Origin of the sequence: Actinomadura sp. NPDC049382 (genome assembly GCF_040677125.1) — a bacterium.
GTDB lineage: Bacteria > Actinomycetota > Actinomycetes > Streptosporangiales > Streptosporangiaceae > Spirillospora > Spirillospora geliboluensis.
The window spans coordinates 69,624-94,527 of sequence record NZ_JBFARO010000025.1 but is presented as its reverse complement, the minus strand read 5'-3'; the positions used below and the strand labels follow the sequence as shown (position 1 = coordinate 94,527).

Annotated in this window: 25 protein-coding genes; 15 read left to right on the top strand and 10 right to left on the bottom strand. The window is 72.2% G+C overall.

Annotation, left to right across the window (positions count from 1 at the left end):
• Positions 1-138: 138 nt before the first annotated feature.
• The 10 genes from AB0K34_RS18080 to AB0K34_RS18035 all read left to right on the top strand — a co-directional run bounded on the left by AB0K34_RS18080 (position 139) and on the right by AB0K34_RS18035 (position 10,593).
• Entirely contained in the window at positions 139-1,098 is a 960-nt protein-coding gene (locus tag AB0K34_RS18080; protein WP_364549790.1) for an ABC transporter permease, read from the top strand.
• Complete coding sequence (locus AB0K34_RS18075) at positions 1,095-2,009, top strand: ABC transporter permease (protein WP_138631952.1); 915 nt, start codon at positions 1,095-1,097, stop codon at positions 2,007-2,009. Before AB0K34_RS18080 ends, AB0K34_RS18075 begins: the two co-directional genes overlap by 4 nt.
• Positions 2,006-3,028, top strand: coding sequence for an ABC transporter ATP-binding protein (locus AB0K34_RS18070; RefSeq protein WP_364549788.1), 1,023 nt, complete (start codon positions 2,006-2,008; stop codon positions 3,026-3,028). The genes AB0K34_RS18075 and AB0K34_RS18070 overlap by 4 nt, the downstream gene beginning before the upstream one ends.
• On the top strand, positions 3,015-4,049 hold the full coding sequence (locus AB0K34_RS18065; RefSeq protein WP_364549786.1) for an oligopeptide/dipeptide ABC transporter ATP-binding protein: 1,035 nt from the start codon (positions 3,015-3,017) through the stop codon (positions 4,047-4,049). The genes AB0K34_RS18070 and AB0K34_RS18065 overlap by 14 nt, the downstream gene beginning before the upstream one ends.
• 15 nt (positions 4,050-4,064) lie before the next feature.
• Positions 4,065-4,532: a RidA family protein gene (locus AB0K34_RS18060; RefSeq protein WP_240807021.1), complete on the top strand. Its 468-nt coding sequence runs from the start codon at positions 4,065-4,067 to the stop codon at positions 4,530-4,532.
• The gene (locus AB0K34_RS18055) at positions 4,529-6,073 is read left to right on the top strand and encodes a D-aminoacylase (RefSeq protein WP_138631962.1); all 1,545 of its coding nucleotides are present in this window, start codon (positions 4,529-4,531) and stop codon (positions 6,071-6,073) included. The genes AB0K34_RS18060 and AB0K34_RS18055 overlap by 4 nt, the downstream gene beginning before the upstream one ends.
• Positions 6,074-6,121: 48 nt before the next feature.
• Positions 6,122-7,021 carry an IclR family transcriptional regulator gene (locus AB0K34_RS18050; protein WP_301174656.1) on the top strand — a complete coding sequence of 300 codons (900 nt, stop codon included), beginning with the start codon at positions 6,122-6,124 and terminating at the stop codon, positions 7,019-7,021.
• Positions 7,018-7,845, top strand: coding sequence for an amidohydrolase family protein (locus AB0K34_RS18045; protein ID WP_171068762.1), 828 nt, complete (start codon positions 7,018-7,020; stop codon positions 7,843-7,845). The genes AB0K34_RS18050 and AB0K34_RS18045 overlap by 4 nt, the downstream gene beginning before the upstream one ends.
• The gene (locus AB0K34_RS18040; RefSeq protein WP_138631971.1) at positions 7,842-8,945 is read left to right on the top strand and encodes an alanine racemase; all 1,104 of its coding nucleotides are present in this window, start codon (positions 7,842-7,844) and stop codon (positions 8,943-8,945) included. Before AB0K34_RS18045 ends, AB0K34_RS18040 begins: the two co-directional genes overlap by 4 nt.
• Positions 8,946-9,063: 118 nt before the next feature.
• Positions 9,064-10,593 (top strand): sialidase family protein, encoded by a 1,530-nt coding sequence (locus AB0K34_RS18035; RefSeq protein WP_171068763.1) that lies wholly within the window; start codon positions 9,064-9,066, stop codon positions 10,591-10,593.
• A gap of 94 nt (positions 10,594-10,687) precedes the next feature.
• On the opposite strand, the gene AB0K34_RS18030 is transcribed toward AB0K34_RS18035, so the two are convergent.
• The 5 genes from AB0K34_RS18030 to AB0K34_RS18010 form a co-directional block, all read right to left on the bottom strand.
• Entirely contained in the window at positions 10,688-11,077 is a 390-nt protein-coding gene (locus tag AB0K34_RS18030; protein WP_138632185.1) for a YkvA family protein, read from the bottom strand.
• A 119-nt stretch (positions 11,078-11,196) separates the two neighbouring features.
• Entirely contained in the window at positions 11,197-11,976 is a 780-nt protein-coding gene (locus AB0K34_RS18025; protein ID WP_138631977.1) for a sulfite exporter TauE/SafE family protein, read from the bottom strand.
• Between the two features lie 258 nt (positions 11,977-12,234).
• A complete protein-coding gene (locus AB0K34_RS18020) occupies positions 12,235-13,578 on the bottom strand; it encodes an LCP family protein (protein WP_138631980.1) in 1,344 nt (447 codons plus the stop codon).
• Positions 13,579-13,763: 185 nt separating this feature from the next.
• Entirely contained in the window at positions 13,764-14,564 is an 801-nt protein-coding gene (locus AB0K34_RS18015; RefSeq protein ID WP_138631983.1) for a VOC family protein, read from the bottom strand.
• Positions 14,565-14,676: 112 nt separating this feature from the next.
• Positions 14,677-14,877, bottom strand: a complete 201-nt coding sequence (locus AB0K34_RS18010; RefSeq protein ID WP_138631986.1) for a hypothetical protein — start codon at positions 14,875-14,877, stop codon at positions 14,677-14,679.
• 386 nt (positions 14,878-15,263) lie between these two features.
• Between AB0K34_RS18010 and AB0K34_RS18005 the strand changes: the two genes are divergently transcribed.
• Entirely contained in the window at positions 15,264-15,656 is a 393-nt protein-coding gene (locus AB0K34_RS18005) for a hypothetical protein (protein WP_138631989.1), read from the top strand.
• Between the two features lie 202 nt (positions 15,657-15,858).
• Here the strand turns inward: AB0K34_RS18005 and AB0K34_RS18000 are convergent, their stop codons facing one another.
• From AB0K34_RS18000 to AB0K34_RS17990, 3 genes are all read right to left on the bottom strand, one after another.
• The gene (locus tag AB0K34_RS18000) at positions 15,859-16,194 is read right to left on the bottom strand and encodes a hypothetical protein (protein ID WP_138631992.1); all 336 of its coding nucleotides are present in this window, start codon (positions 16,192-16,194) and stop codon (positions 15,859-15,861) included.
• 137 nt (positions 16,195-16,331) lie between these two features.
• Entirely contained in the window at positions 16,332-17,915 is a 1,584-nt protein-coding gene (locus AB0K34_RS17995) for a N,N-dimethylformamidase beta subunit family domain-containing protein (protein WP_364549781.1), read from the bottom strand.
• Positions 17,916-18,152: 237 nt separating this feature from the next.
• Positions 18,153-19,310 carry a serine/threonine-protein kinase gene (locus AB0K34_RS17990; protein WP_364549780.1) on the bottom strand — a complete coding sequence of 386 codons (1,158 nt, stop codon included), beginning with the start codon at positions 19,308-19,310 and terminating at the stop codon, positions 18,153-18,155.
• 465 nt (positions 19,311-19,775) lie between these two features.
• Here AB0K34_RS17990 and AB0K34_RS17985 point away from each other — a divergent pair, with 465 nt between their 5' ends.
• On the top strand, positions 19,776-20,045 hold the full coding sequence (locus AB0K34_RS17985) for a hypothetical protein (RefSeq protein ID WP_364549778.1): 270 nt from the start codon (positions 19,776-19,778) through the stop codon (positions 20,043-20,045).
• A 122-nt stretch (positions 20,046-20,167) separates the two neighbouring features.
• On the opposite strand, the gene AB0K34_RS17980 is transcribed toward AB0K34_RS17985, so the two are convergent.
• Complete coding sequence (locus tag AB0K34_RS17980) at positions 20,168-21,304, bottom strand: NAD(P)-binding domain-containing protein (RefSeq protein WP_364549776.1); 1,137 nt, start codon at positions 21,302-21,304, stop codon at positions 20,168-20,170.
• Between the two features lie 53 nt (positions 21,305-21,357).
• Between AB0K34_RS17980 and AB0K34_RS17975 the strand changes: the two genes are divergently transcribed.
• Positions 21,358-21,771, top strand: coding sequence for a metalloregulator ArsR/SmtB family transcription factor (locus tag AB0K34_RS17975; protein WP_364549774.1), 414 nt, complete (start codon positions 21,358-21,360; stop codon positions 21,769-21,771).
• 105 nt (positions 21,772-21,876) lie between these two features.
• On the opposite strand, the gene AB0K34_RS17970 is transcribed toward AB0K34_RS17975, so the two are convergent.
• A complete protein-coding gene (locus tag AB0K34_RS17970; protein ID WP_364549772.1) occupies positions 21,877-22,284 on the bottom strand; it encodes an arsenate reductase ArsC in 408 nt (135 codons plus the stop codon).
• A gap of 340 nt (positions 22,285-22,624) precedes the next feature.
• Between AB0K34_RS17970 and AB0K34_RS17965 the strand changes: the two genes are divergently transcribed.
• Together AB0K34_RS17965 and AB0K34_RS17960 are read left to right on the top strand one after the other, a co-directional pair.
• The gene (locus AB0K34_RS17965) at positions 22,625-23,845 is read left to right on the top strand and encodes an FAD-dependent oxidoreductase (RefSeq protein WP_364549770.1); all 1,221 of its coding nucleotides are present in this window, start codon (positions 22,625-22,627) and stop codon (positions 23,843-23,845) included.
• 21 nt (positions 23,846-23,866) lie between these two features.
• Positions 23,867-24,826: a sigma-70 family RNA polymerase sigma factor gene (locus tag AB0K34_RS17960; RefSeq protein WP_364549768.1), complete on the top strand. Its 960-nt coding sequence runs from the start codon at positions 23,867-23,869 to the stop codon at positions 24,824-24,826.
• Positions 24,827-24,904 lie beyond the last annotated feature (78 nt).

Below are 24,904 nucleotides of genomic sequence, written 5' to 3'. Positions count from 1 at the left end.
GCGCGCCTCCGCCCGGCGGGCGCTCCACCCCCCCGTGGTGGTGCGGGGTGTTTTCGCACCCGCTCCCGTGGGGCGGCCGGGGGGGGGGGGGGGGGGCCCCCCCCCCCCCCGGCCGCCGTGCAAGGAAGGAGGTGAGGCGTGGCGGCCTACGTCATCCGGCGCCTGCTGGTGAACGCGTTCGTGTTCCTGCTGATCAGCGTCGGGATCTTCGTGCTGGTGCGGGTCGCGCCCGGCGACCCGGTCCGCATGATGGTCGACCCCGAGCAGATGCGCGGCGGCGGCCAGGCGTTCATCGAGGCCAAGCGGCACGAGCTGGGGCTCGACCGGTCGATCGTCGTCCAGTACGGGAACTGGCTGTCGGGGGCGCTGCACGGCGACTTCGGCTACTCCTACGTCGGGCACCGGCCCGTGTCGGCGGTGCTCGGCGAGCGGGTCGGCCCGACGCTGCAGCTGATGGGCGCCGCCCTCGCGGTCGCGCTGGTGGTGTCGGTGGCGCTCGGCGTGGCCGCCGCGGTGCGCCGCAACACGTCCGTCGACTACGGCGCCACCGTCCTCGGCCTGGCCGCGGTCTCGGTGCCGCCGTTCTTCCTCGGCATCGTCGGGATCTACCTGTTCTCCCTGAAGTGGGGGGTGCTGCCGTCGGCGGGGATGACCACGCCGGGCGGCGGCGGCCCCGCCGACCAGCTCCGGCACCTGATCCTGCCGGGGCTGATCCTGGCGTTCGTCACCGCCGGGCCGTTCACCCGCTACGTGCGCGGCGGCCTGGTGGACGAGCTCGGCGCCGACTACGTCCGGACGGCCGAGGCCAAGGGCGCGTCGCGGGCCCGGGTCGTGCTGCGGCACGCGCTGCGCAACTCGCTGATCCCGCTGATCACGGTGGTGATGTACCAGATCCCGCAGATGCTGGCGGGCGCGGTGGTGATCGAGCAGGTCTTCGCCTGGCCGGGCATGGGGCAGCTCGCGGTCAGCTCGATCGGCCAGCACGACTACCCGGTCATCGTCGGGTTCGCGTTGTACGTGGCGGTGCTGGTGCTGCTGTGCAACCTGATCGCGGACGTCCTGTACGCCGTCGTCGACCCGAGAGTGAGCCTGCGATGACCACGGCGCAGAAGCGGACGAAGGTCCCCCTGGAGAAGAGGCCCGCGGCCGAGAAGGCCGCCGCGTCGGCGTCGCCCCGGGCGCGGGCGGTGCGGCGGTTCCGCCGCAACCGGCTCGCCGTCGCCGGGAGCGTCGTGCTCGGCGCGGTGGTGCTGGCGTCGCTGCTGGCGCCGTGGATCGCCGGGCACCCGAACGCGGTCGACCTGGACGCGGTGCGGCAGGGGCCGTCCGGCGCGCACTGGTTCGGCACCGACCCCTCCGGCCGCGACGTGTTCGCCCGCACCTTGCACGCGGGCCGGGTGTCGCTGCTGGTCGGGCTCGCCGCGGCGCTCGGCGCCGTCCTCGTCGGCACGCTGTTCGGCTCGGTCGCCGGGCTGTTCGGCGGCATCGTGGACAGCGTGATCATGCGGATCGCCGACATCGTGATGTCGTTCCCGACCGTGGTGGTCATCCTGGTGCTCGCCGGGATCGTCGGGCCGAGCGTGACCGTGCTGATCGTCGCGATCGGCCTGACGCAGTGGCCGGTCGCCGGCCGGGTGGTGCGCGGCGTGACGCTGTCGCTGCGCGACCGCGAGTACATCCAGGCCGCCGAGGCGTCCGGGGCGAACGCGTGGTGGCTGATCCGCAAGCACATCGTGCCCGCGGCGCTGGCGCCGGTCACGGTGACCGGCACCCTCGCCGTCGCGCAGGCGATCATGCTGGAGACGACCGCGTCCTTCCTCGGGCTCGGCGTCCGGCCGCCCCAGGCCAGCTGGGGGAACATGCTGAACGACGCGCAGAACCTGACGCTGATCCAGACGATGCCGTGGCTGTGGATCCCGCCGGGCATCGCGATCGCGGTGACGGTGCTCGCCGTCAACTTCGTCGGGGACGGCCTCCGCGACGCCGTCACGCCGGGAGGACGCACATGACCGCGCGCACCGGGCCCGGGGGCGGGCCGCTGCTGGAGATCGAGGACCTGGTCGTCGAGTTCGCCGGCGACGAGGAGACCGTCCGGGCGGTGGACGGCGCCGGGTACACGGTCGCGCCCGGCGAGACGCTCGGCGTGGTCGGCGAGTCGGGGTCGGGCAAGAGCGTCACCGCGATGTCCGCGCTCGGGCTGATCAGGCCGCCGGGCCGGGTCGTGTCGGGACGGGTCGTGTTCGACGGGTCCGACCTGCGCGCCATGCGTCCCCGCGAGCTGCGCAGACTGCGCGGCGGCCGGATCGCGATGATCTTCCAGGATCCGATGACCGCGCTGAACCCGGTCGTCACCGTCGGCGCGCAGATCCGCGAGGCGCTGCGGCTGCACCAGCCGGGCATGTCCCGGGCGGCGGCCCGCAAGAGGGCCGCCGAACTGCTGACCCTGGTCGGGGTGCCGGGCGCGGAGCGGCGGCTGAAGCAGTACCCGCACGAGTTCTCCGGCGGCATGCGGCAGCGCGCGATGATCGCGATGGCCATCGCCAACGACCCCGACCTGCTGATCGCGGACGAGCCGACGACCGCGCTGGACGTGACCGTCCAGGCCCAGGTGCTCGACCTGCTGCGGCTGACGCGGCGGGAGACCGGCGCCGCCACCGTGCTCATCACCCACGACCTCGGCGTGGTCGCCGAGCTGGCCGACCGGGTCGTGGTGATGTACGCGGGGCGGGTCGTCGAGCACGGCACCGTCGCGGCGATCTTCGACTCGCCCCGGCACCCGTACACGCGGGGGCTGCTGGACAGCCTGCCCGCGCTGGACGGCGACGCCGGCGAGCTGACCCCGATCCCGGGGTCCCCGCCGCTGCCGGGCGAGGTCGCGGAGGGCTGCGCGTTCGCGCCCCGCTGCCCGATGGCGCGGGACAGGTGCCGCGCGGAGCGCCCGGAGCTGACCCGGTCCGGGCCGGGACGGGCGAGCGCCTGCCACTTCCACGACGAGATGGCCGAGGAGGAGACCGATGACCGAGCTTGACGCGGCGCGGCCGGACCGGGCGCGGCCGGACGAGGTCCTCGCCGTCACCGGCCTCGCCAAGCACTTCCCCGTCCGGTCGGGGCCGCTGCGCCTGCGGACCGGCAGCGTCCACGCGGTCGACGGCGTCGACTTCTCGCTGCGGGCGGGGCGGACACTGGGCCTGGTCGGCGAGTCCGGCTGCGGCAAGACGACCGCGGGGCGGATGGTGGTGCGCCTCCTGGAGCCCACCGCCGGGCGGATCGTCGTGGCCGGGCGGGACGTCACCCGCGTGCGCGGCGCCGAGCTGCGCGCGCTGCGCCGCGACCTGCAGCTGGTGTTCCAGGACCCGTACGCGTCGCTGTCGCCGCGGATGACCGTCCACGACATCATCGCCGAGCCGCTGCGCGTGCAGGGCCGCTACGACGACGGCGGCCCCGAGCGCGTCGCCGAGCTGCTCGACATGGTGCGGCTCGCGCCCGCGCACGCCCGCCGGTACGCGCACGAGTTCTCCGGCGGGCAGCGGCAGCGCATCGGCATCGCCCGCGCGCTCGCCCTCGGCCCGAAGGTCCTCGTGCTGGACGAGCCGGTCAGCGCGCTGGACGTGTCGATCCAGGCGCAGGTCGTCAACACGCTCCGGGAGCTGCAGCGCGAACTCGGCGTGGCGTACCTGTTCATCTCGCACGACCTGTCGGTGGTGCGGCACGTCTCGCACGAGATCGCGGTGATGTACCTCGGGACGATCGTGGAGCGCGGCACCCGGGACGAGATCTTCCGGAGCCCGGCGCACCCGTACACGCAGGCGCTGCTGTCGGCCGTGCCGCGCACGCGGCCCGGCGCCCGCGCGGGCCGGGAGCGGATCATGCTCACCGGGGACGTGCCGAGCCCGATCGACCCGCCCTCCGGCTGCCGGTTCCGGACCCGCTGCTGGAAGGCGCAGGACATCTGCGCCACCGAGACCCCCGCGCTCACCGACCGCGACGGCGTCGGCCACCCGGCCGCCTGCCATTTCGCCGAGCCCGCCGACGTGCTGGCCACCGCCTGACCTCAAGGAGCGAAAGTGCACGACGCAGACCAGCGACTGGCCGCCTCCGCCCTGGAACCGGGGCCCGCGGGCGAACGGCCGTCCGTCGCCGCCGCGCGCCGTTCCGGTGCCGTCCTGATCGCCTCCGGCCAGGTCGCCGCCCGGGACGGAAAGCTGATCGCCGAGGGCCGCGTCGGCGAGGACGTGTCGCTCGATGTGGCCCGCGCCTGCGCGCGGCAGTGCGCCCGCAACGTCCTCACCGCCGTCCGGGACGAGCTGTCCGGGCTCGGCGCCGTGGAGCACGTCGAGGCCGTGTCGGTGTGGGTGGCGTCCGCGCCCGGGTTCACCGACCAGCACCTGGTCGCGGACGCGGCGACGGCCCTGTTCACCGAGGTGTTCGGCGACGACGCCGGACGGCACGCGCGGGTCGCGCTCGGCGTCGCCGCGCTGCCGACCGGCAGCCCGGTCGAGGTGCAGGCCACGTTCCGGCTGCGCACGCCATGACGGAACTGCTCATCACCGGCGGGACGCTCGTCGACGGCACCGGGGCGGCGCCGCGCCGCGCCGACGTCGCCGTCGAGGGCGGCCGGGTCGAGGCGATCGGCGACCTGGCGGGACGCCCGGCCGCGCGGACGATCGACGCGTCCGGGCAGGTCGTGGCGCCCGGGTTCGTGGACGTCCACACCCACTCCGACCTGACACTGCTGTCGAACCCGGAGGCGCACAGCGCCGTGCGGCAGGGCGTCACGACCGTCGTGGTCGGCAACTGCGGCCTCGGAGTCACCCCTGTCGCCGCCGACCCGGACGCCCTGCGCCAGGCCGCCGGATACCTGGACCTCGACCCGTCCGTCCGCTGGAACTGGACCGACCTGCCCGGCTACCTCGCCGCGCTCGACGCCGCGCGCCCGTCGGTGAACGTGGCCGCGCTCGTCGCGCACACGCCGCTGCGCGCGGCGGCCGTCGGGTTCGGCGACCGGCCCGCCGACGCGGCCGCGCTCGACCGGATGCGGGGCCTGCTCGGCGACGCGCTCGCTGCGGGCGCCGCCGGCGTCTCCACCGGCCTGGTCTACGCGCCCGTCTGCTACGCCCGCGAGGACGAGCTTGAGGCGCTCGGCCGCACCGCCGCCGCGCACGGCAGGCTGTTCTCCTGGCACGTCCGCGACTACGCCGACGGGCTGCTCGACTCGGTCCGGCAGGCGCTGCGGGTCGCGGCGGCGACCGGCTGCCGCACCCAGATCTCGCACCTGGTCGCGGTCGGGCGGCGCAACCACGGCTCGGTCGCGCGGGCGCTGGAACTGATCGACGCCGCGCGGGACGCCGGCCTGGACGTCGCCTTCGACATCTACCCCTACCTGGCCGGGAACGCGCCGCTGTCGCAGCTGCTGCCCGCGTGGGCGCAGGAGGGCGGCGAGGGGCCGATGCGGGCCCGGCTCACCGAGCCCGGCGTCCGCGCCCGCGTCCGGGACGAGTGGCGCGGCATGCCGAACGCGTGGGACGACATCGCCGTCGGCGGGCGCGCCCTGCCCGATCTCGCCGCCGACGCGGGCGCCGACCCGCCGGAGATCGCCCTCGACCTCGTCGCCGAGCACGGCAACGGCGTGCAGATGGTGGCGGGCGGGCGCAGCGAACGCGACCTCGCGGACGCGCTCACGCATCCCGCCGCCGTCATCGGCTCCGACGGCCAGGCCCTCGACCCGGACGGGCCGACCGGGCGGGGCACGCCGCACCCCCGATCGTTCGGCTGCTTCCCGCGGCTGTTCGCCGAGTACGTCCGGACGGGCCGGATCGGGCTCGCCGAAGCCGTCCGGAAATGCACGTCCGCGGCCGCCGAGCGGGCCGGGCTCGCGGGGCGCGGGGTGCTGCGCGGCGGGGCCGCCGCCGACATCGTCGTTTTCGACCCCGCCCGCATCGCCGATCGGGCTACGTTCGCAGCACCACAGCGGTATCCGGAGGGGATCTCCGCGGTCGTCGTCGGCGGCCGGACCGTGGTCGAGGACGGCGCGCACGGCGGCGCCCGGCCCGGCGAGATCCTCCGTATCCCCTGAACGCGGATCTTCCGCAGCGCGCATTCCCTGAACGGAGACGAGGCACCGATGGACAAAGGCAGAGGGACGGCATCCGGGACGCGTCCCGCGGCCCGCCGCCGCAACGTGGACGACGACCGGCCCGCGGCGGCCAACTACCACGCCAACGCGCTCGCCCGCGGCCTGGCGCTGCTGGAGCGGCTCGCCGCGCGCGGCGGCACGCTGACCCTGAACGACTTCTCGACGGGCACCGGCCTGCCGAAGAGCACGCTCGTCCGGCTCCTCGCCGTCCTGGAGGAGATGGGGTACGTGGTCCGCGCCGACGAGCGCCCCGCCTACCGGCTCGGCCACAAGACCCTCACCCTGTCCACCGCGTACCTGAACGGGCTGGACCTGTCCCAGGTCGCGGGCGGGCACCTGGCGAAGGTCGCCGAGGCGACCGGGCAGACCGCCAACCTCGGCGTGCTGGACGGGCGCGAGGTCCTGCACGTGTGCGTCCGCGAACCCGACCGGCCGATCCGCTTCCACACCACGCCCGGCACGCGGGACGCCGCGTACTGCACCGGGCTCGGCAAGATGCTGCTCGCCGGGCTCGACCCGGCCGTCCTCGCCCCGCACCTGCCGCCCGAGCCGTTCCCCGCCCGCACCGAGCACACGCTGACGACCGTCGCCGCGCTGACCGAGGACCTGCGGGGCGCCGCCGAGCGCGGCCACGCGCTGGACGACAACGAGGGCAGCGTCGGCCTGCGCTGCGTCGCCGTGCCGGTCGAGGTGGACGGCGCCTGCGTCGCCGCGCTCAGCGTGTCGGGGCCGTCCGCCGAGTTCGACGGCGACCGCCGCGGCCGCTATCTGGACCTGCTGCGCGCCGCCGCGGCCGACCTCGCGGCCGACGCCGACGTCGTCGCCGCCCTGGAGTTCCTGCGCTCGTCCCTGCGCTCCGACGTACCCCGTCCCCGGGAGGATTCTTGATCGACTTCCACACCCACTGCCAGCGGCCCGAGCACTGGGGCCACGAGTGGGACGACCACTGGAAGCCCGTCTACGGGCGCGGCGCCCACGAGTTCACCGCCGCCGACTACGACCGCGCCATGGCGGACGTGACGGCCGCGTGCGTGTTCGGGATCCGCGCCACCGCCGCCGGGGTCCTCACGCCGAACGCCCACACCGAGGCGTTCTGCGCGGAGACCGCCACCGAGACGATCGGCTTCATGGCGCTCGACCCCACCGACCCCGACGTCCTCGACCAGCTCGCCGACGGCGTCGCGCGCGGCCTGCGCGGCATCAAGCTGTACCCGGTGCTGGCGCTGTTCGACCCGCGCGACACCCGCCACGACCCGTTCTACCGGGCCGCGGCCGACGCGGGGCTCGTCGTCCTGTGGCACATGGGCGCCACCCCGAGCCCGGCCGGGGACCTGTCGGTCAGCAATCCGCTGGTCGTGGACGACGTCGCCCGCCGGCACCCCGACCTGGTGCAGATCATCGCGCACCTCGGGCACCCGTGGCAGCGCGAGACGATCGTGACGCTGCGCAAGAACCGCCGCGTGTACTCCGACGTGTCGGCGTCCTGGGCCCGGCCGATGGACGGCTACCTCGCGCTGGCCCGCGCGCAGGAGTGGGACGTGGTCGACAAGCTCGTCTTCGGCTCCGACTTCCCGCTCTGGACGCCCGCCGAGGCCGTCGCCGGGCTGCGCGAGATGGTCGGGCGGCGCCCGTCCGGCTTCCCCGAGATCAAGAAGGAGACCGTCGAGTGGCTGCTGGACGGCGACCCGCGACCGCAGATGGGCCTCGCATGACGCCGCTGGACGAGCTGCCGACGCCCGCCCTTCTCGTCGACCGCGCCCGCATGGAGGCCAACCTGGCCGCCATGTCCGCCGCGATCGGCGCCGCCGGCGTCGCGCTGCGCCCGCATTTCAAGACGTCCAAGTGCCTGGCGGTCGCGCGCCGCCAGCTCGCCCACGGCGCGATCGGCTTCACCTGCGCCACACCGGCCGAGGTGGAGCTGCTCCAGGACGAAGGCGTGGATGACGTCCTGTGGGCGCACCAGCCGGTCGGCCCCGCCAAGGTCGCGTTCGCCGTCCGGGCCCTGGGCCGGGGCGGGCTGACCATCGCGCTCGACTCCCTCGAAGCGGCGGGACCGCTCGCGGAGGCGGCCGCCTCCGCCGGCGTCACCGTCCCCTTCGTGCTGGAGGTCGACACGGGCCTGCACCGGGCGGGCGTCGACCCCGACCGGGCCGTGGCGACCGCCGCCGCGCTCACCGCCCTGCCCGCGCTGGAGCTGCGGGGCGTCCTCACCCACGAGGGCCACCTGGCCGCGCACGGCTCGGACCGCGCCGGCCTGGAGGCGGCGGGCGACATGGCGGGACGCACCCTCGTGCAAGTTGCCGAGGCACTGCGCGCCGACGGCCACGCCTGCCCGCTGGTCTCGGTCGGCTCGACGCCCGGCGCCACGTCCGCGCCCTTCGCCGCCGGGGTCACCGAGGCCCGTCCCGGCACGTACGTGTACTTCGACGCCAACCAGGTCGGCCTGGGCAGCGCCCGGATCGAGCAGTGCGCGCAGACCGTCCTGGCCCGCGTCACGAGCGCCCAGCGGCCCGGAACCGTCATCATCGACGCGGGCATCAAGGCGATGAGCTCCGACACCATCGCGACCGCCGGGATCCTCGGCATCGTCTGCGACCCGGAGTCAGGCCGTCCGCTGGACGGGGTCGAGTTCACCGCCGGCAACGAGGAGCACGGCTACCTGACCGGCCCGGGAACGTCCGGGCTCCGGGTCGGCGACCTGCTCCGGATCGTCCCCAACCACGCCTGCGGCACCACCAACATGTGGAGCACGCTGCATTTCGTCGAGGGCACCCGGGCCGTCGAACGCCACCCGATCGAGGCCCGCTATTAACATCCGTTCGAGCGTTGACATGGAATGGTATTCCGTGTTGCATCCAGGAAGTATGCGAGTCCGTCGAAGTACCGCCATCGCCCTGACCGCACTGCTCACTCTGGGGTTTTCCGGCGCCATGGCGCACGCGGCCCCGACCATTCCCTCAACCCCGGACCGGCCCGACGTGGTCGTGGCCCAAGCCGCCCCGGGCAAGAAACTGCATTTCCCGAACATGGAGCGGCTGAACGACGGCTCCCTCGTCGCGGTGGCCCGCGAGGGCGCCGGCCACACCGGGCAGGACGGCCGGCTGCTGATCCTCACCGGCGAGGACGGCGGCCGCACCTGGTCGGCGCCGCGGACCGTGCACGACTCCCGCTACGACGACCGCGACCCGATGATCACGCAACTGCGGTCCGGCCGGCTGCTGCTGAGCTGGTTCCAGATCGACTACTCGGTCTCCCCCGCCGAGCCGATGGGGGTGTTCGTCCGGCACAGCGACGACCGCGGCGCCACCTGGTCGGAGCCGGTCGCGGTGCAGACCTCGCTCAGCGGCGAGTCCGACATCGTCGACACCTACGAGCTGGGCTGGGCGGCGAGCCACGGGCAGATCAAGGAACTGCCCTCCGGCGAGCTGATCGTCCCGCTCTACGGCACCGTCCCCGACGACCGCTGGCAGCGCGCCACCGTGGTGCGCAGCCTGGACGGCGGCGCGTCCTGGCACGCGGGCACCGAGTCGCTGATCGCGTCCGCGCAGGGCACCCACTACCAGGAGCCGGTGCTCACCGTCCTCCCGGACGGCACGGTCCACGCCCTGCTGCGCATCGGCACGGCGGCGTCCACGATGGGCGCGGTCAACTCCCAGGAGTCCTGGTCGCGCGACGGCGGCCGCACCTGGACGGCCCCCGCCGAGATCGACCTCGTGACCTCCTCGGCCCACACCGAGGTCCTGCGGAACGGCGACGTCTTCCTCGCCTACGGCGACCTGTCCGGCCACTTCACCGAGCGGCGCGGCACCGTCGGAGCCGTCCTGCGCGACCCCGGCCGCTCGTGGACGGGCGCGCCGCGCGAACTGGTGTACGACTCGGGGACCGGCGACCAGGCCAACCCCGCCGTCGCCGAGGTCCGTCCCGGCCGGGTCCTCGTGCTCGGCTTCGACTCCGCCAAGAGCCAGCTCATCGGCGACTTCGTCGACGTGAACGGCATCCGCGACGAGCCCGCCGACCCGCGTCGCGTCGACCTGGCCGCCCTGCACGCCGCGGGCCGCCTCACGATCGACACCGACCTCACGTACACGGGCGCGGGCCGGCCGAACGTGGGCCCGGGCGGCGCGATCGACGGCGTGGTCGGCTACAACGACGCCGCCTGGAAGGCCGGCGCCGCGCCCGCCCGCTACACCGTCACCTTCGACGAGCCGCGCCGCGTACTGGAGGCCGGCGTCGCCCTCAAGCCCGGCCACGCCGAAGCAGCGACGATCAAGGTCCGCACCCCGGACGGCACCTGGCGGACCATCGGCGACCTCGATGACCGCGTCCGCTACGGCGACGACCTCACCTGGTTCCCGGTCGGCCCCGGCACCCCGATCGACGCCGTCCAGGTGGACATCACCCAGTCCAACGGCTGGGCCGTCCTCGCCGAACTGGGACTCCGCTCCCCCGCCGCCCCCTAGTTTCCACCGAGGGCGGGGCAGGACACTCGTCCTGCCCCGCCCTCACTTCTACGAAGAATGACGCGGCTATCCGGGCAGTACGCCGTTCTGGGCTTCAGGGGGCGCGGCGTTCTCCGCGCGATCGGCGCGTGTACTCCTGGCCGAGCGCGAACAGCAGCCATGTGAGAGCGGTGGCGTCGTCGACGATTCCGAATGGCAGGAAGACGTCCGGGATCAGGTCGATCGGGGAGACGATGTAGATCACCGCGATCACCATCGCGACGATCCTGCCTTTGGAGGTCCGGTAGTAAGCCTGCGCCGCCGTGCCGGACGGCCCGCCACGGCGGCGCCTCCGCAGCCGCAGAATGCCCGCGAGCAGCAGGACCGCACCAACGGCCATCACGGCGGCCCCCGCTGCGGTGATGTCGATACCGGCCAGGTCACCGTCCACGGTAAGTGCCGGCAAGGCACCCGCGACGACGAGGACGACTCCGAGCCATGCCATGCGCACCTCCGGGGGGACGTGTTCTCTGGTATTGCCATCGCAGACGATTCCACTCGGCTGGCTCCACCACGACCGCGACGCCCCTGGCGACGGCCTGATGCGGTTCCGGGCTGCGGCCGTCAGGTGAGCGCCTGGAGGAGGTAGAGGACGGCCAGCGCGGTGGCCGCGAGGCCCAGGCCGAACCGCAACGCGGTCTCGTGGAGCCGGGGCTGCAGCCGCGCGCCCAGGTAGCCGCCGACCAGTCCGCCCAAGCCGCAGGCCAGCCCCAGGGACCACTCGGGCGCGATGTCCCCGTGCGCGGTGAGCGAGAGGATCGCATAGGTGGACGCCCCCGCCACTGAGGTGAGGAAGGTGGAGGCCAGCGCGGCAGGCGCGACCTGGGCGACCGGTATGCCCCGTCCGACCAGGACGGGCCCTGCGATGGAGCCGCCGCCGATGCCGTAGACCCCGCCGACAGTGCCGACGACCAAGGCGAGCGAGGTGATGAACCGTGCCGACGGCTGCCCGGGACGGCGGCGGCGCGGACGCAGGACGCGGACGCACAGCCACAGCCCCAGCGGCAGCAGGAGCAGGCCGACCAGAACGCGGAAGACGGTGGCGCCGGGAACGGCGAACACCCGGATGACCGCCCCGATGACCACGCCGGGCAGCGCCCCGGCGATCAGCCGCCGGGTCAGCGGCCCGGTGAGGCTCCCCTGGCGGTGGTGGCGGATCAGCGCGCCGGGGCCGGCGACGACGTTGAACAGCAGGTTGGTCGGGGTGACGGCCGGGCTGGGAACCCCCAGCACGCTGAGCTGCACCGGCAGCAGGAACACCGCCCCCGACACCCCGACCGGGGCGGTCACCACCGCGATCAGCGCGCCGGCGGCGAAGCCGAACAGTTCCGTCTGCACCGTCATGTCCTCAGCCCAGGCATCGGGCCAAGCCTGCCTCATCCCCTTCGGGGCGCAGTGGCCAGGGCGGGCGGCGACCCCGCACTGCCCTGTGTCCGGCTCATCCCGTGCCCTGGGCGCCGGTCATGGAGTGGCGTGGTTTCGGCGCTGATCAGGTGTTGCGGGGTGTGGCGGCGCCCACGATCGCTGAGGTCCACTCCACTTGCCCGTGGGCCCCGAGTTCGTCCCGTACGGCATACTTGCAACCGCAGTTCCGGGGCAGGGTCAGCCGCATTTCTGGCCGAGCATTTCGGTCTTGGGCTGGTCGGTCGCCTCGGTCAGGGCCTGCGCTGTGAGGGACCGGATGCGAGCGTAGTCCGGGTGCGCGGAACGGATCAGCGGCGGGACGAACTGGATGCTGTGCAGCCCCGCCCCCCGGATCTTGCTCACCAGGCCGACCAGGGACGGCAGCATGCCGAGCGGGATGTCGGTGTTGACGGAGTACTTGAACACCTCCGCGAGCCGCCGGAAGGCGCGGAACACCGTCATCGGGTCGGCCTGCCTGTACAGCGCCCAGATCAGGCACTTCTGCCGCGCCATGCGGGCATAGTCGTCGCTGCCGGTGCGTGAACGCCCGTACCAGAGCGCCTGCCGCCCGCTGAGCCGCTGGCAGCCGGGACGGATCACCCCCGCCGCGACCTGCTCACGCGGCACCGGAATGGCCTTCCGCACGCAGACGCGCACGCCGTGCACGGCGTCGACGATCTGCCGGAAGCTGCGCATGTCGACCATCGCGTAGTAGTGGACGGGCAGCCCGACGATGTGTCCGTAGGTGCGCTTGAGGAGCTGCGCGCCGGGGTTGCGGCCAGGCGTCAGGTGCGGGTGGGAATGCCCGTACTCGTACACCTCGTTGAGCAATTCCTTCCTGGGGAACCCGGTGACCTTGCGGTGGCCGTCCCAGACCGGGACTTGTTGCAGGTTCCGCGGCAGGCTGATCAGGACCGTCGTACCCGTCCGGGTGTCCACGCTGGCCAGCGTCATGCTGTCGGTCCGGACGCCGGGCCGGTGCACGTCGGCGTCACCTCCGAGCAAGAGGACGTTCAGGCGACGTGGCAGCGACCCCGTGCCGCGCTGGGGGTGAGTCCCGACGACCAGCTTCGACGGCGCAGGGTCGCGGAAGACGGTGCGGACCAGGTCTCGCTGGACGTAGCTGTAGCGAGCCACCGCCAGCGGCGGGGCGGCGGCCAAGGTGCACAGACCCGCCACGATGATCGCAGTGATGGCCCGGGCCCCCCGGGAGATCCGTGCCGGCCGCGCGACCCGGTACGACCACACCAGGAGAGCGGGCCAGCCGATGGCGACCGCCCCCGAGGCCACCATCAGCGCCAGCAGCAGATCCGACCGGACCGCGAGCTGGACCAGGTCCCCGCGGAGGGCGACGGCCGTCAGCACCACCGCGACGATCGCGCAGACGTAGCCGCTCAGCAGGATCGTCCCGGTCACCCGCCGCCCGGACCGCAGGTGCGCCAGTCCGGGCAGCACGGCCGACGCGGCGGTCAGCAGCAGCGCCCGCCGCAAACCGGTCTCCGCGGTACGCGGTGCCCTGTGCGTCCCCCTTGATGTGATCATGGCCGAGTACTCCTCTCAGCCCACTGTCATCCCCTCGACCAAAGCCGAAGATCCACAGCTCCAGACAAGAAAGGGCCTTGATCATCACCCGGCGGGTCCGGCCTGAGTCGCGCTAAAACCACCTGGCGATGACGTGATGGAAATTCGGCGGTCGAGTCAATGCGCGCCGCGTCGCCTTCAGCGGTTCAGGGGCGTAGGCGGAACCCGGCTCGCGTTCCCGGGTCGGGGGTGATGACGCCCAGCCGCGCGCCGGTGGGGTCGGTGAGGATGGCGAAGCGGCCGGACCGGGTGCCGGTCGGAGGGACGCTGACCTCGGCGCCGAGCTTCGCGGCGCGGTCGGCGGCGGCGTCGCAGTCGGCGACTTCGAAGAAGGGCATCCACTCCGGCCGAGACACCGGCCCCTCCAGCGCCAGCATCCCCGCCACCGACTGCTCGTCCACCTTGAACTCGGTGTAGGCGATGCCGAAGTACTCGCGGTCGACCGGCCGCCACCCGAACACCTCGCCGTAGAACCGGCGCGCCCCCGCGACGTCGCTGGTCGCCAGCTGGATCCAGCACGGCGCGGACGGCTCGTCCACCACTCGGGCCCCGATGAAGTCGTAGGTGTCGATGACGGCGAAGTCGGCGCCCTGCGGATCTCCCCACAGCGCCGCCCGGCCGAGGTTGCCCAGGTCGGCGGCCTCGATCAACTCGCTACCGCCGGCGCGGTGGAGCGCGGTGGTGGTGGCGGCCATGTCCGCGGTCCGGAAGTAGCACGTCCACGACGCCGGCTGCGCGGGGTCGGCCAGCGGTTCCAGACCGGCGACCTCCTCACCGTCGGCGCCGTCGAGGGTGAACACCTCGACTTCGCCGCGGTGCGGAACGAGCAGCGTGTAGGAGTCCCAGCCGAAGAGGCCGGAGTAGAACCGCTCTGAGGCCGACCTGTCGGGGGTCGCCAGTTCGACCCAGCACGGCCATCCGGGACGGTGCCCGGTCACCAGCGGCATTCCGACTCCCCTGCGCGCGGGTGCATATGGAGGCGTTACCCGGGCCCGGCCCGTCCCAGCGCCACCGGACAGTCAAATCGCCCAAATGCGACACACCCTCGCGCCTGGCGCCCTACAGGCCGACCAGGTCGGCGAGCCGAGCGCGATATGCCCTCGGTGTGCCCAGACCGATCTGGTCGGCCTTGGCACGCTCGGCGACGACGTTGCGGAGGATCTCCGAGGCGCCGCCCGGCCCGACGTCCAGGAATGCCACCGCTCGCGGCCAGTTGACGCCCGCGGGTTCGATCTCGAACACCTTCGCCAGCCCGTTCATGAGCTTCCGAGTGAACAGGCCAGGACGGTGTGGGGCACGGGTGTGCTCATCGGGCCGCATCACGAGGGCGAGCGAATCGCGGGACGCCGGGACCGGTCAATCACCTCGGCATTGGCCTGAGCGTGTCCACCCCGCACGTTTGCTCCGCCACGACCCTTCGTACTGTCGGCGAGCGTTCGAGGGAGCCCCGGTGCAGCGCTCCCGGCGGTGATCTTGATCCGGCGCCGCAGCGCAAGGCCCGCCGACACGATCTCCGATCGCGCCGCACCACCCATCCAACCCACGCGAGACACGCTCTTAGTCCGGATTCTTGAGAATCCCGAAACGATCAGTGACGCTCCTTGTACTGTCCGTTACAGACGGTTGGTGAGCGTGAGGGGCGAGGCATGGAAACGAGGGGCTGTTTAGCCACTGAGACGCAAACTGCGGCGGCGGGCGCGCTGGCCGCTCTGCTACGGGAGCGCGGCCTGATCGCGGCGGTGCAGGAGCGCGGGGTCGTCATGGTGTCCAACCCGGCGGCCGAGCCGAGCGCCGGCGATCAGGCCGACCGGGCGCTCGGTCCCGGGCTGAGACAGGAGGTGCGGTGCGCCCGGGGCCCCGGCGGGGCGGCGTGGTGGTTCTGGGTGTGGTGGGACGCGACCGGGCAATGCCCTCCCGAGCTGGAGCCGCTGTGCCCCGCCGACCAGCCCGAGACGGCCGCGGCCCGCATCGCGACCGTCCTGGCGATGTCCCCTGCGCCGCCTCTGGCGATGTCTCCCGCGCAGCGCGTCCGACGATAGCGGGGGCTCCTGGACCTCGGCCGGGATACCGGCGACAACCTCGCCGGCCGCCCGCCGGGCCAGTACGAGGGGGCGGGGCGGCCGTGTCCTTCGATGGGCAGCACGACCGCCCCGCTGGCCACCGCGATGCCTCGACAACGGCCGGGCACGGGCTGAATGGCTGCACCGCCGCAGGTCGTGGCCCACTTTGTTGTCCCGGGGTTCAGCGGGAGCGCAGCCCGTCGACGCGATGGGCCGGTACACCGAGCGCCTGCAGAGCACCGCGCAGCTCATCGCGCTCCGCCGCACTGACGGGCGCACCCCTCATGTACAAGGCCATCACCAACTGACCGGCCGCCTTCTCCCACCGCCCGCTGGCGGCCGAGCCGGTGATGCGCTGCAGCACCGCGGCGGGCAGCCGATCCTGGAAACGGCCGGGAAGGCGCCGCATGGTGTCCGCCAGCTCCCGATTCTGCGCGGTCGTCGGTGGCGGGCCGGACAGCACGATGGGCCGGGACGGGCCGCTCAAGCCGAGCAACCGCAGCATCTGATCCGTCACGCCCACAGCGCGCCCTACCCTTCATCGTTCCGCAGGCCGGACAAAGGGGCACCCGAGGTGCACGCCCAATGAGTCCGAAGATGTGAGTGGCTTAGCCCCTACCCGCGAAACGACAGAACTCACTCGACCACCGTGGTTCAGCGCGGGTTGCCGGTGAGTTTGTAATTGGGACGGGACGGGTGCGATCGCCCGAGCGGCCCTTCGGCCATGGCGCGGACGAGCGTCTCGCTGACCTGGGTGACGAACCGCTGTCCCGCCTCGGTGACGCCGTGCCCGCAGGCGGGGCCGCGCATGGCGCACACCCAACGCATGGTGCCCGTCGCGAACACGCCCGCTCCCTGGCGGTTGGTGTAGTAGGAGGTGTGCGCGACCGCCGTCCGGTTCCCGCAGGTGATCGGCGAGTTGGCGACGATCTCCAGCGTGTCGGGGGTGGGGCCGTCGCGGTTGAGCGCGTCCGCCTCCGGGCCGATGACGCCGGGGAACCGCGTCCCGGCGCGCACACCGGTGCCGCGGAACAACCAGAAATCGGGCCGCGTGACGGTCAACGCGCCCTCCGCCGGAAAGCACATGTACTGGATGCCGATGAGGTCGCTTTCCGGACGCGGCATCGGCGGAAGCCGCCAGTCCTGGGTCGACTCGGCCGGGTTGTGCTTCGCGACCGGATCGGTGCCGGAGTCCTTGTAGCAGACCACGAGCCGGTTCGCCCCCAGCGGCGTCGCGGCGAACCGGATGTGCCGGTTGACCGCATTCGCACCGAGGAACGCGATGTTGACGCCTTGATCGCGGGCCTGCGTCGCACGCTGGCGCATGTTGGACGACCAGTACTCGTCATGCCCGAGGGTCAACAGGCCGCGCGCCCCTTTGAACAGGTTGGGATCGGCGTGCAAGTCGTTGTCGGTCGCGTATGCCAGCGGCACGCCCACCTTTTCGGCGAGCGCGATCGCTGGTTGCTCGTAGGTCATGAACTTGCCCGCGCCGTTGCCGTCGTAGGGACGGTCGAAGCTGACCGCACTGGCCCGGTCGCCATCCCCACCGGACGGCCCCATGTACAGGTCGTATCCGCCCCACATGTTGTACGCCTGCCAGGTGGTGGTGGCGTTCAGCACGACCACGCGCCCCACCGCGCTGGAGGAGCGGACCGTCACCGGCACGTACCGCCGCGCCCCGGACGCCGCGGTCAGCATCATCAGGTAGCTCCCCTCGGGCCACCCTTTGGTGGACACGGTCAGCGACGGCCGCCACGGCGCCGACACCGTCCGGGTCGCCGGGTCGATGCGGGCGCCCGCCTGCCGGACCCCCGGGTACGTCCCGGACCGCCACACCCGGCGGGCCTGCACGCCGCCGTACCAGCCCATCCGGTACGCCTGCACGCTGAACCCGGACGTCGTGGTCGAGACGAACAGCCGGAACTGCTGGCCGGGCAGCACGCTCACCTGGTCGGCGTAGCCCTCGATCTCGTGCTCGGCCCCTCGTCCGCGGCGGGCGATCCGCCAGTCGGCGTCGCCCTTTTTCGCGTTCTCCGCGACGCTCGCCGTCTTCTGCGACTGCCGCCCGCCGGAGTCGCGACTGTCCGTCCCGGACGAGCAGGCCCCGGCCAGGAGCAACACCAGGACGAGCACGGACGTGACCCCTCCTGGCAGCGCCCGCCGCACCGTCGCGGGACGCGCGGCGGCGGCCTCGCGTCCGCCGCGTTCGCTCCTGCCGCCCGCACGACTTCCCACGACGACTCCCCCGATGGTCGACTACTGCGGGCCTCCTTCCCGTCCCGCCGAACTGGAAGCCATGGCACCGATCAACGCACCGGAAACGGATGGTCATCAACCGTGAGGACCAGGGTGCTCAGGCCGCTGGGCGAGCGCCGGGCGGAGCCGAGTTGCCAGGGGACACGGATGACCAGGTGGCCGAGGAGCATCGCGGCGCGAACTCGCCTATGAGGAGTCGGTGAGTGGCCATGACCTTCACGGCTTGCCCTTGCCGTCCTTGTGCTTCGGAGGCTTCTTCTTTCCAGCCTTCTTGGTTTTCATGGGTGCCTGGGTGGCGCTGCTGGAACTGTTCTCATCGGATGGCTGTGGAGAAGTGCTGATCGCCGGAGGCGCCGATGTGGGAACGGTGGGCGGTGAGGCAGGCTTGTCGTCGCCGGAAGCGATCGCCACCCCCACCACACCTGCGATCACCACTGCGGCGGCCGCGGCGGCGGCGATGAGGACGTGCCTTCCCCACGAGTTGGTGGGCCGCTCAGGTTCCGGAAGATGGGCGATGGGCAGCCGGGCCGTTTTGGTGAGAGGCGCGTCCTCGGTCAGGTGCGTTGCGCGCCACGCCGGGCCGGTGAACCAGGCGGCCACCTCGGCGGCCGTGGGACGTCGCTCCGGCTGCTTGCTCAGCAACCGCAGCAGGTAGTCCTCGAACGCCCCCGGCAGAAAAGGGCACCACTGACGAGGCGGTACGGGTGTGGCGTCAATGTGCTGGAAGACGACGGCGGCGGCATTATCGCCTTGGAATGGCGGCTGTCCGGTCAGCAACTCGTACAGGACACAGCCGAGCGCATAGACGTCGGACGCCGGTCCGGCGGGGCGGCCGAGGCCACGTTCGGGCGCCAGATAGGCGCTGGTGCCGATCACCTGCCCGGTGCCGGTGAGCGCCGACGACGCCTCACCGGCGAACCGCGCGATGCCGAAATCGGCGATCTTCACGGTGCCGTCGGCGGCCAGCAGCAGGTTCCCCGGTTTGATGTCGCGGTGCACTACGCGCTGCCCGTGCGCGACGGCCAGCCCGGCCGCCGTCTGGGCGGCGATGTCGGCGACGCGTTCGATGTCCAGGACGCCGTGCACGGCGCGCTCGTGGGCCAGGCTGTGCCCCTCGACGTATTCCATCACCAGGAACAGCCGGCCCTCATGGGCTCCGAAGTCGTACACGGCGACCACATGGGGGTCACTGAGCCGGGCCGCGGTCTGCGCTTCCATCCGGAACCGCGCGGCCGCCTGCGGGTCGGTGGTGGTCGTCAGCAGCACCTTGACCGCGACCGTCCGGCCCAGGCTCTCGTCGGTGGCGCGCCAGACCTCGCCCATCCCGCCCTTGCCGATCGGCTCATCCAGTCGGTACCGACCCGCTACCAGCATCCCGCTCCCCGAACCCCCGCATGCGTCCTCGGCGGGACCGTCCCGGACCACGCGCGGGGATTTCGTGGCCCGGGACGGGACTACCCGCAGCGGTCACCGGCCAGACGGGGGCCGGGTACACACTCACCTCAGCGTCGACTTCTCCCGAAATGTCACACCCCTCGAGGGGGAAGTCCCAACGGTAGCGGCCCGTCGGCGGCACACCGACCGACCGAGAAGCCGCTGAACGTCAAAGTCGGCCGCCATCGAGCTGTCCTGCTCACGCTGTGCGCTGCGCGTGCACATGCAGCTCGCACATCGCCCGGTCTCAGCGCTCCGGAACCCCGACCGGCAACCAGGAACACCGACCACTGAGTCCCTGCCCCACCCTTGCGGACAAAGTCGCCGCCATTAACCACGCCTTCCACACCCGCTAACGACCGCAAACCTGGAGAATGACGACGAACACATCGCAGGGAGTGGTCCATGTTCCCGGAATCGGCAGCATCCCCACCTGAACAGTCGGGCGGCGGTTGGACCCTGGTCTTCTGGGGGCTCGCCGCGCTGGCCATATGCATCCCGTCGTTGATCAACTACCGCGGCTTCGCTGACTGGACCGCCAGCCGCCGTTGGAACAGGGCACTGCACAAGAGCCATCGACAATCTGTGTTGTATCAGCGCCTTGGATCGGCTGTTTTCGCCGTGGTGGGCCTTGTTGTCCTCGTCCTTGGCGTCATCGATGTCACCAGCGGATAGCCGGCTCTCTTCAGAGGCGCGATGGAACAGATGAGAAGTCGCCCAAGATGGTGCCGTGGACGCCGGACCTCTGGAGACCGGTCCTCCAACGCGGCGTGCGCTGTCGCGTGCGCCTCGCGTCGTCATCTCCCAGATGGGGCCGCTGGCGAACGGCCGGCGCGGGTTTGCTTGTGCAGCCGGGTCAGGACGTGGCGGGCGTCGGCGGCGACACCGCGCAAGGTGGCCGAGGCGAACGAGCGCTGCCATTCCAGCCCGACATACCCCAGACCTGGATGGGTGGTGGAGATGCCGCCGCGGTGGCGCGGTCGGCTCTCCTCGTCCAGGGCACCCAGCCCTGCGAGATAGTCGACACCGGGTCGGTACCCGGTGGCCAGAAGCAGCACGTCGGCACGCTCCCTGCTGCCGTCGCTCCACACGACCTGGTCGCCGTCCAGGCGAGTGAACATCGGACGGCGATCGGGGTTTCCGGTGGCGATGGCGTCCCGGTAGGTCCCGGTGTCGAACACCGGAGTGCCCTTGCCTCCGGTCAGCAGAGGCCGTGCCCACCCCGCGGCGTCCAACCCGGTCCGCTGCAACCAGATGTGCATGTCGACGCCCAGGACGCGCTGCGCCATGAAGCGCAGCGGATGCCGGGTCGCCAGCGTCACCCGCGCATGGGCCGCGAGCTCGATCGCGATCTGAACGGCCGAGTTGCCGCCGCCCACGATCACCACCCGCTTACCCGCGAACGGCTCGGGACGCCGATAGTCGGACGAGTGCAGCACCGTGCCGGAGAAGCCGTCCAGTCCCGGCAGGTCCGGACGGTTGGGGCGGCTGAACCCGCCCGTCGCGGCGACCACCATCGGAGCGGCGAAGACCTCGCCGCCGGCCGTCACCACCTCGAACCCGCGCCGGTCCCCCGCCCCTGCGATTACGACCTTTTCGACGCGGTGACCAGTGCGGATGTCGGCGTCCAGGCGCGACGCGTAGTCGGCGAGGTAGGCCACTACCTCGTCCCGCGCGGGGTAGCCGTCCGGATCACCAGGGAACACCGCCCCGGGCAGGGCGCTGCGCCGAGCCGGTGAGAACAGGGTGAGGCTGTCGTAGTAGTGCGGCCACGAACCGACCGGCTGATCGCCCTCCTCCAGGATGATGGGCGCCAGGCCGAGGGATCGGGCGACGTGAGCGGTGGCCAGACCGGCCTGGCCGCCCCCGACGATGAGGAGAGGTGTCGCGGTGAGCATGCGGGGCGAACATATCAATACTTCATAATATGTCAATGTGTTAATATGTGGCGTAAGGTGGGTGCACGCCTCGGGAGGAGCCAGCAACGATGGTCAAGCCGGTGACCGGCCCGCCGATGTCCAGGGATGCGTCGGCGGAGAACGTGAGCATGACGACTCCGCTCGGGGACGGGTGCGGGACGTCGGTAGGCCCGCTCAGCGCCGCAGCGCGCGAGTTCCTCAAGGCGCTGGCCAGCGAGCAGCGGCAGCAGATGCTCGAACTGTTCACCGGCGGAATCGAACTCACCGTCGGCACCGTCGCCGAGCGCCTCGGCATCGGCCAATCCAACGCCTCACAACAACTCGCCCTGCTGCGCCGAGGCGGCCTCCTCACCTCACGCCGGGACGGCAAGCAGGTCTACTACCGCATCGACTCCGCCGCGGTCGACCGCTCGCTCACCGAACTCCGCAGCTACCTGTACACCTGCTGCCCACCACCCGAAACTGACGACCCGGCACCGTAGCCGGAGTAAGCCCTTTCGACAGGGACACGGCATCAGCCCTGTTCAACGGCTGGGTCAGAGACAACGGCTGCGCCGGTCACTCCGTCACCGTGAACGGCGCCGATCTCAATCCGAGGGGACGAGTTCGGCGATCAGGCCCTCGATCCGCTTGCGTATCTCGTCGCGGATCGGACGCACCGCCGCCAGGCCCTGCCCCGCCGGGTCGTCCAGCGTCCAGTCCAGATACCGCTTGCCCGGGAACACCGGACAGGTGTCGCCGCACCCCATTGTGATCACCACATCGGACGCCTGCACCGCCTCGACCGTGAGCACCTTGGGGATCTCGCCCGAGACGTCGATGCCCTCTTCGGCCATCGCCTCCACCACGGCCGGGTTCACCGCGCCGGCGGGTGCCGAGCCGGCCGAGCGGACCTCCACCTTCTCCCCCGCCAAGTGGGTGAGGTAGGCGGCGGCCATCTGCGACCGACCGGCGTTGTGCACGCACACGAACAGGACACTGGGCTTCTCGGACATCAGATTCCTCGACCATCGGCAGAAGCTCGCATGTCTTCCCCTCCTCCTGCGGTCGACGCACCATCTCCCGCAGACGCGAACAGCGGCTTCGCCTCACGAGGATTTGTCAATATCAGGCGGTGAACGTACATCACTCCGATGAACGCAGAGTGAACACGCCATTCGCAGGGCCGCCGGGCATTTGAAGGACGGACGCCCGAGTGCGGCATGCGCGAGCAGCAGTGCCCCTGAACACGCGCCCGCCGCTCCGTGACCCATGCCACACGCTGCTCCTGTCAGGAATCGGGGCGCTGTCCCGCTCAACTCACGAAAGAGCAGAGCGACTCGACAGGAGCATCACATGAAGCACCGCATCGTCGTCCTCGGCGCCGGGTATGCCGGGGCTTACGTGGCCGGGAACCTGGCCCGCCGGCTGTCCCCGGTGGACACCGAGGTCACCGTGATCAATGCCGTGCCGGACTTCGTCCAGCGGCAGCGGTTGAACCAGCTTGCGGCCGGCCGGCAGGTCGAGGCTCCGAAACTCACCGACGTCTTCGCGGGCACGGAGATCCGGCTGCGCGTGGCCCGTGTCACCGCCGTCGACCCTGAACGCCAGGTGGTCGCCGTCGCCGACGCGGAGGGCGGCGGCGAGGTCGGCTACGACACGCTCGTGTACGCGCTCGGCAGCCATGTCGCCGATCAAAGCGTCCCCGGCGTGGCCGAGCACGCCTTCGACGTCGCCGGACGGCCCTCGGCGCTGCGCCTGCGCGAGCGGCTGGACGTTCTGGAGGGGCGGGGCGAAGGAGGGAAGGTGCTGGTCGTCGGCGACGGGTTGACGGGCATCGAGACCGCCACCGAAATCGCCGAGTCCCGGCCCGGCCTGTCGGTGGCGCTGCTCGCCCGCGGCGAGCTGGGCGCCCGGCTGTCCGCCGGAGCCCGCGGCCACCTGCGCCGGGCCTGCGACCGGCTGGGCATCACCGTCCTGGAGCACACCAGCGTCGAGGCCGTCGAGGCCGCGCAAGTGCGGTGCGCCGACGGCACCGTCCTGGCGTCCGACGCAACGGTGTGGACGGCCGGGTTCGCGGTCAGCCCCATCGCCGCCGCCGCCGGCCTGGAGGTCACCGGGAACGGTCAGATCATCGTCGATCGCACCATGCGGTCGGTCTCGCACCCGAACGTCTACGCCATCGGCGACAGCGTCTATACCCTCGGCGAGAACGGCCGGCAACTGCCGATGAACTGCGGTTCGGCCGGCTACACCGGCCGGCAGGCCATCGAGGCGATCGTGGGACGCCTGACCGGTCGCAAGATCGCGAACGTCAAGCTGGTCTACTGGTACAACGCGATCAGCCTCGGGCGGTGGGACGGGATCCTGCAGCTGATCGACGGTGCAGGGCAGGCGAAGCCGAAGTACATGGGCGGCCGGAAGGCCGTGCGGGTCAAGGCAGGCATCCAACGGGGAGCGCTGTGGGGCACCTCGCATCCGACCTTCGGCCGGCCCAGGCGCAGGCGCCGCCTGGCCGCCGCACCGGGTGCGGTCGCCGAGCGGGCGGTCGCGTCCGCCGAGAAGTCGGCCCTTTAGCCGCCGCATAGGTTGGTCCACGTGGACGGCACCGCCACCGATCGCTTCGACACCGGCCGGTTCGAGGCCAGCCGCAATCGGCTGGCCTCGCTGGCCTACCGGCTGCTGGGCTCGGCCGCCGACGCCGAGGACGCCGTGCAAGACGCGTGGCTGCACTGGCAGGCGGCCGACCGGCAGCGGATCGAGGTGCCGCAGGCATGGTTGACCAAGGTCGTCACGAACCTGTGCCTCGACCGGCTCCGCTCGGCACGCGTCCGCCGCGAACGCACCGCCGGCGCCTGGCTGCCCGAACCTCTCCTCGACGGCGACCCGATGCTCGGCCCGGCCGACTCGTTCGAGCAGCGCGAGGCGGTCTCTCTGGCCGTGCTGACGCTCATGGAGCGACTGTCGCCCCTCGCGCGGGCCGTCTACGTCCTGCGCGAGGCGTTCTCCTACAGCCACACCGAGATCGCGGAGATGCTCGACATCACCGAGTCCGCGAGCCATCAGCACCTTCACCGGGCCCGGCGCCGCATCACCGCCGCGCACCGCGGCGGCGGATGCGGCGAAGTCGACCCGGCATCGGCCCGCAGGGTCGTCGAGGAGTTCTTCGCCGCCGCCTCCTCGGGCCGCACCGAACGGCTGGTGGCACTGCTCACCGACGACGCGACCGCGGTCTCCGACGGCGCCGGCCTGACCGCGACCCTGCTGCGGTACGACACTCCGCAGCGCATCGCCGCCATCGCACGGGCCGGATTCAATCCCACACCCGCGAAACGGCGATTCGCCGGCCGCACGCCCGCCGCGCACTACGCGCTCGTCAACGGCACCCCCGCCATCCTGTTCGTGCTCGGCGACCAGGTCGTCGGCGTCGTGGCATTCGACATCACCGGCGGCAGGATCGCAGCCGTGCACGGCATCGCCGCGCCCACCCGCCTCGTCCGCCTGACCCGAGCCTGGCGGCAGCAGGAACAGGACACACTGCTCATCACCCAATGGTGATTCGCCCCCGACCACGGGCCGGATGAAGCATCCGCGCTGCGGCGAGCCGCCGCTAACGGCACCCGCCCAGAGACGTCA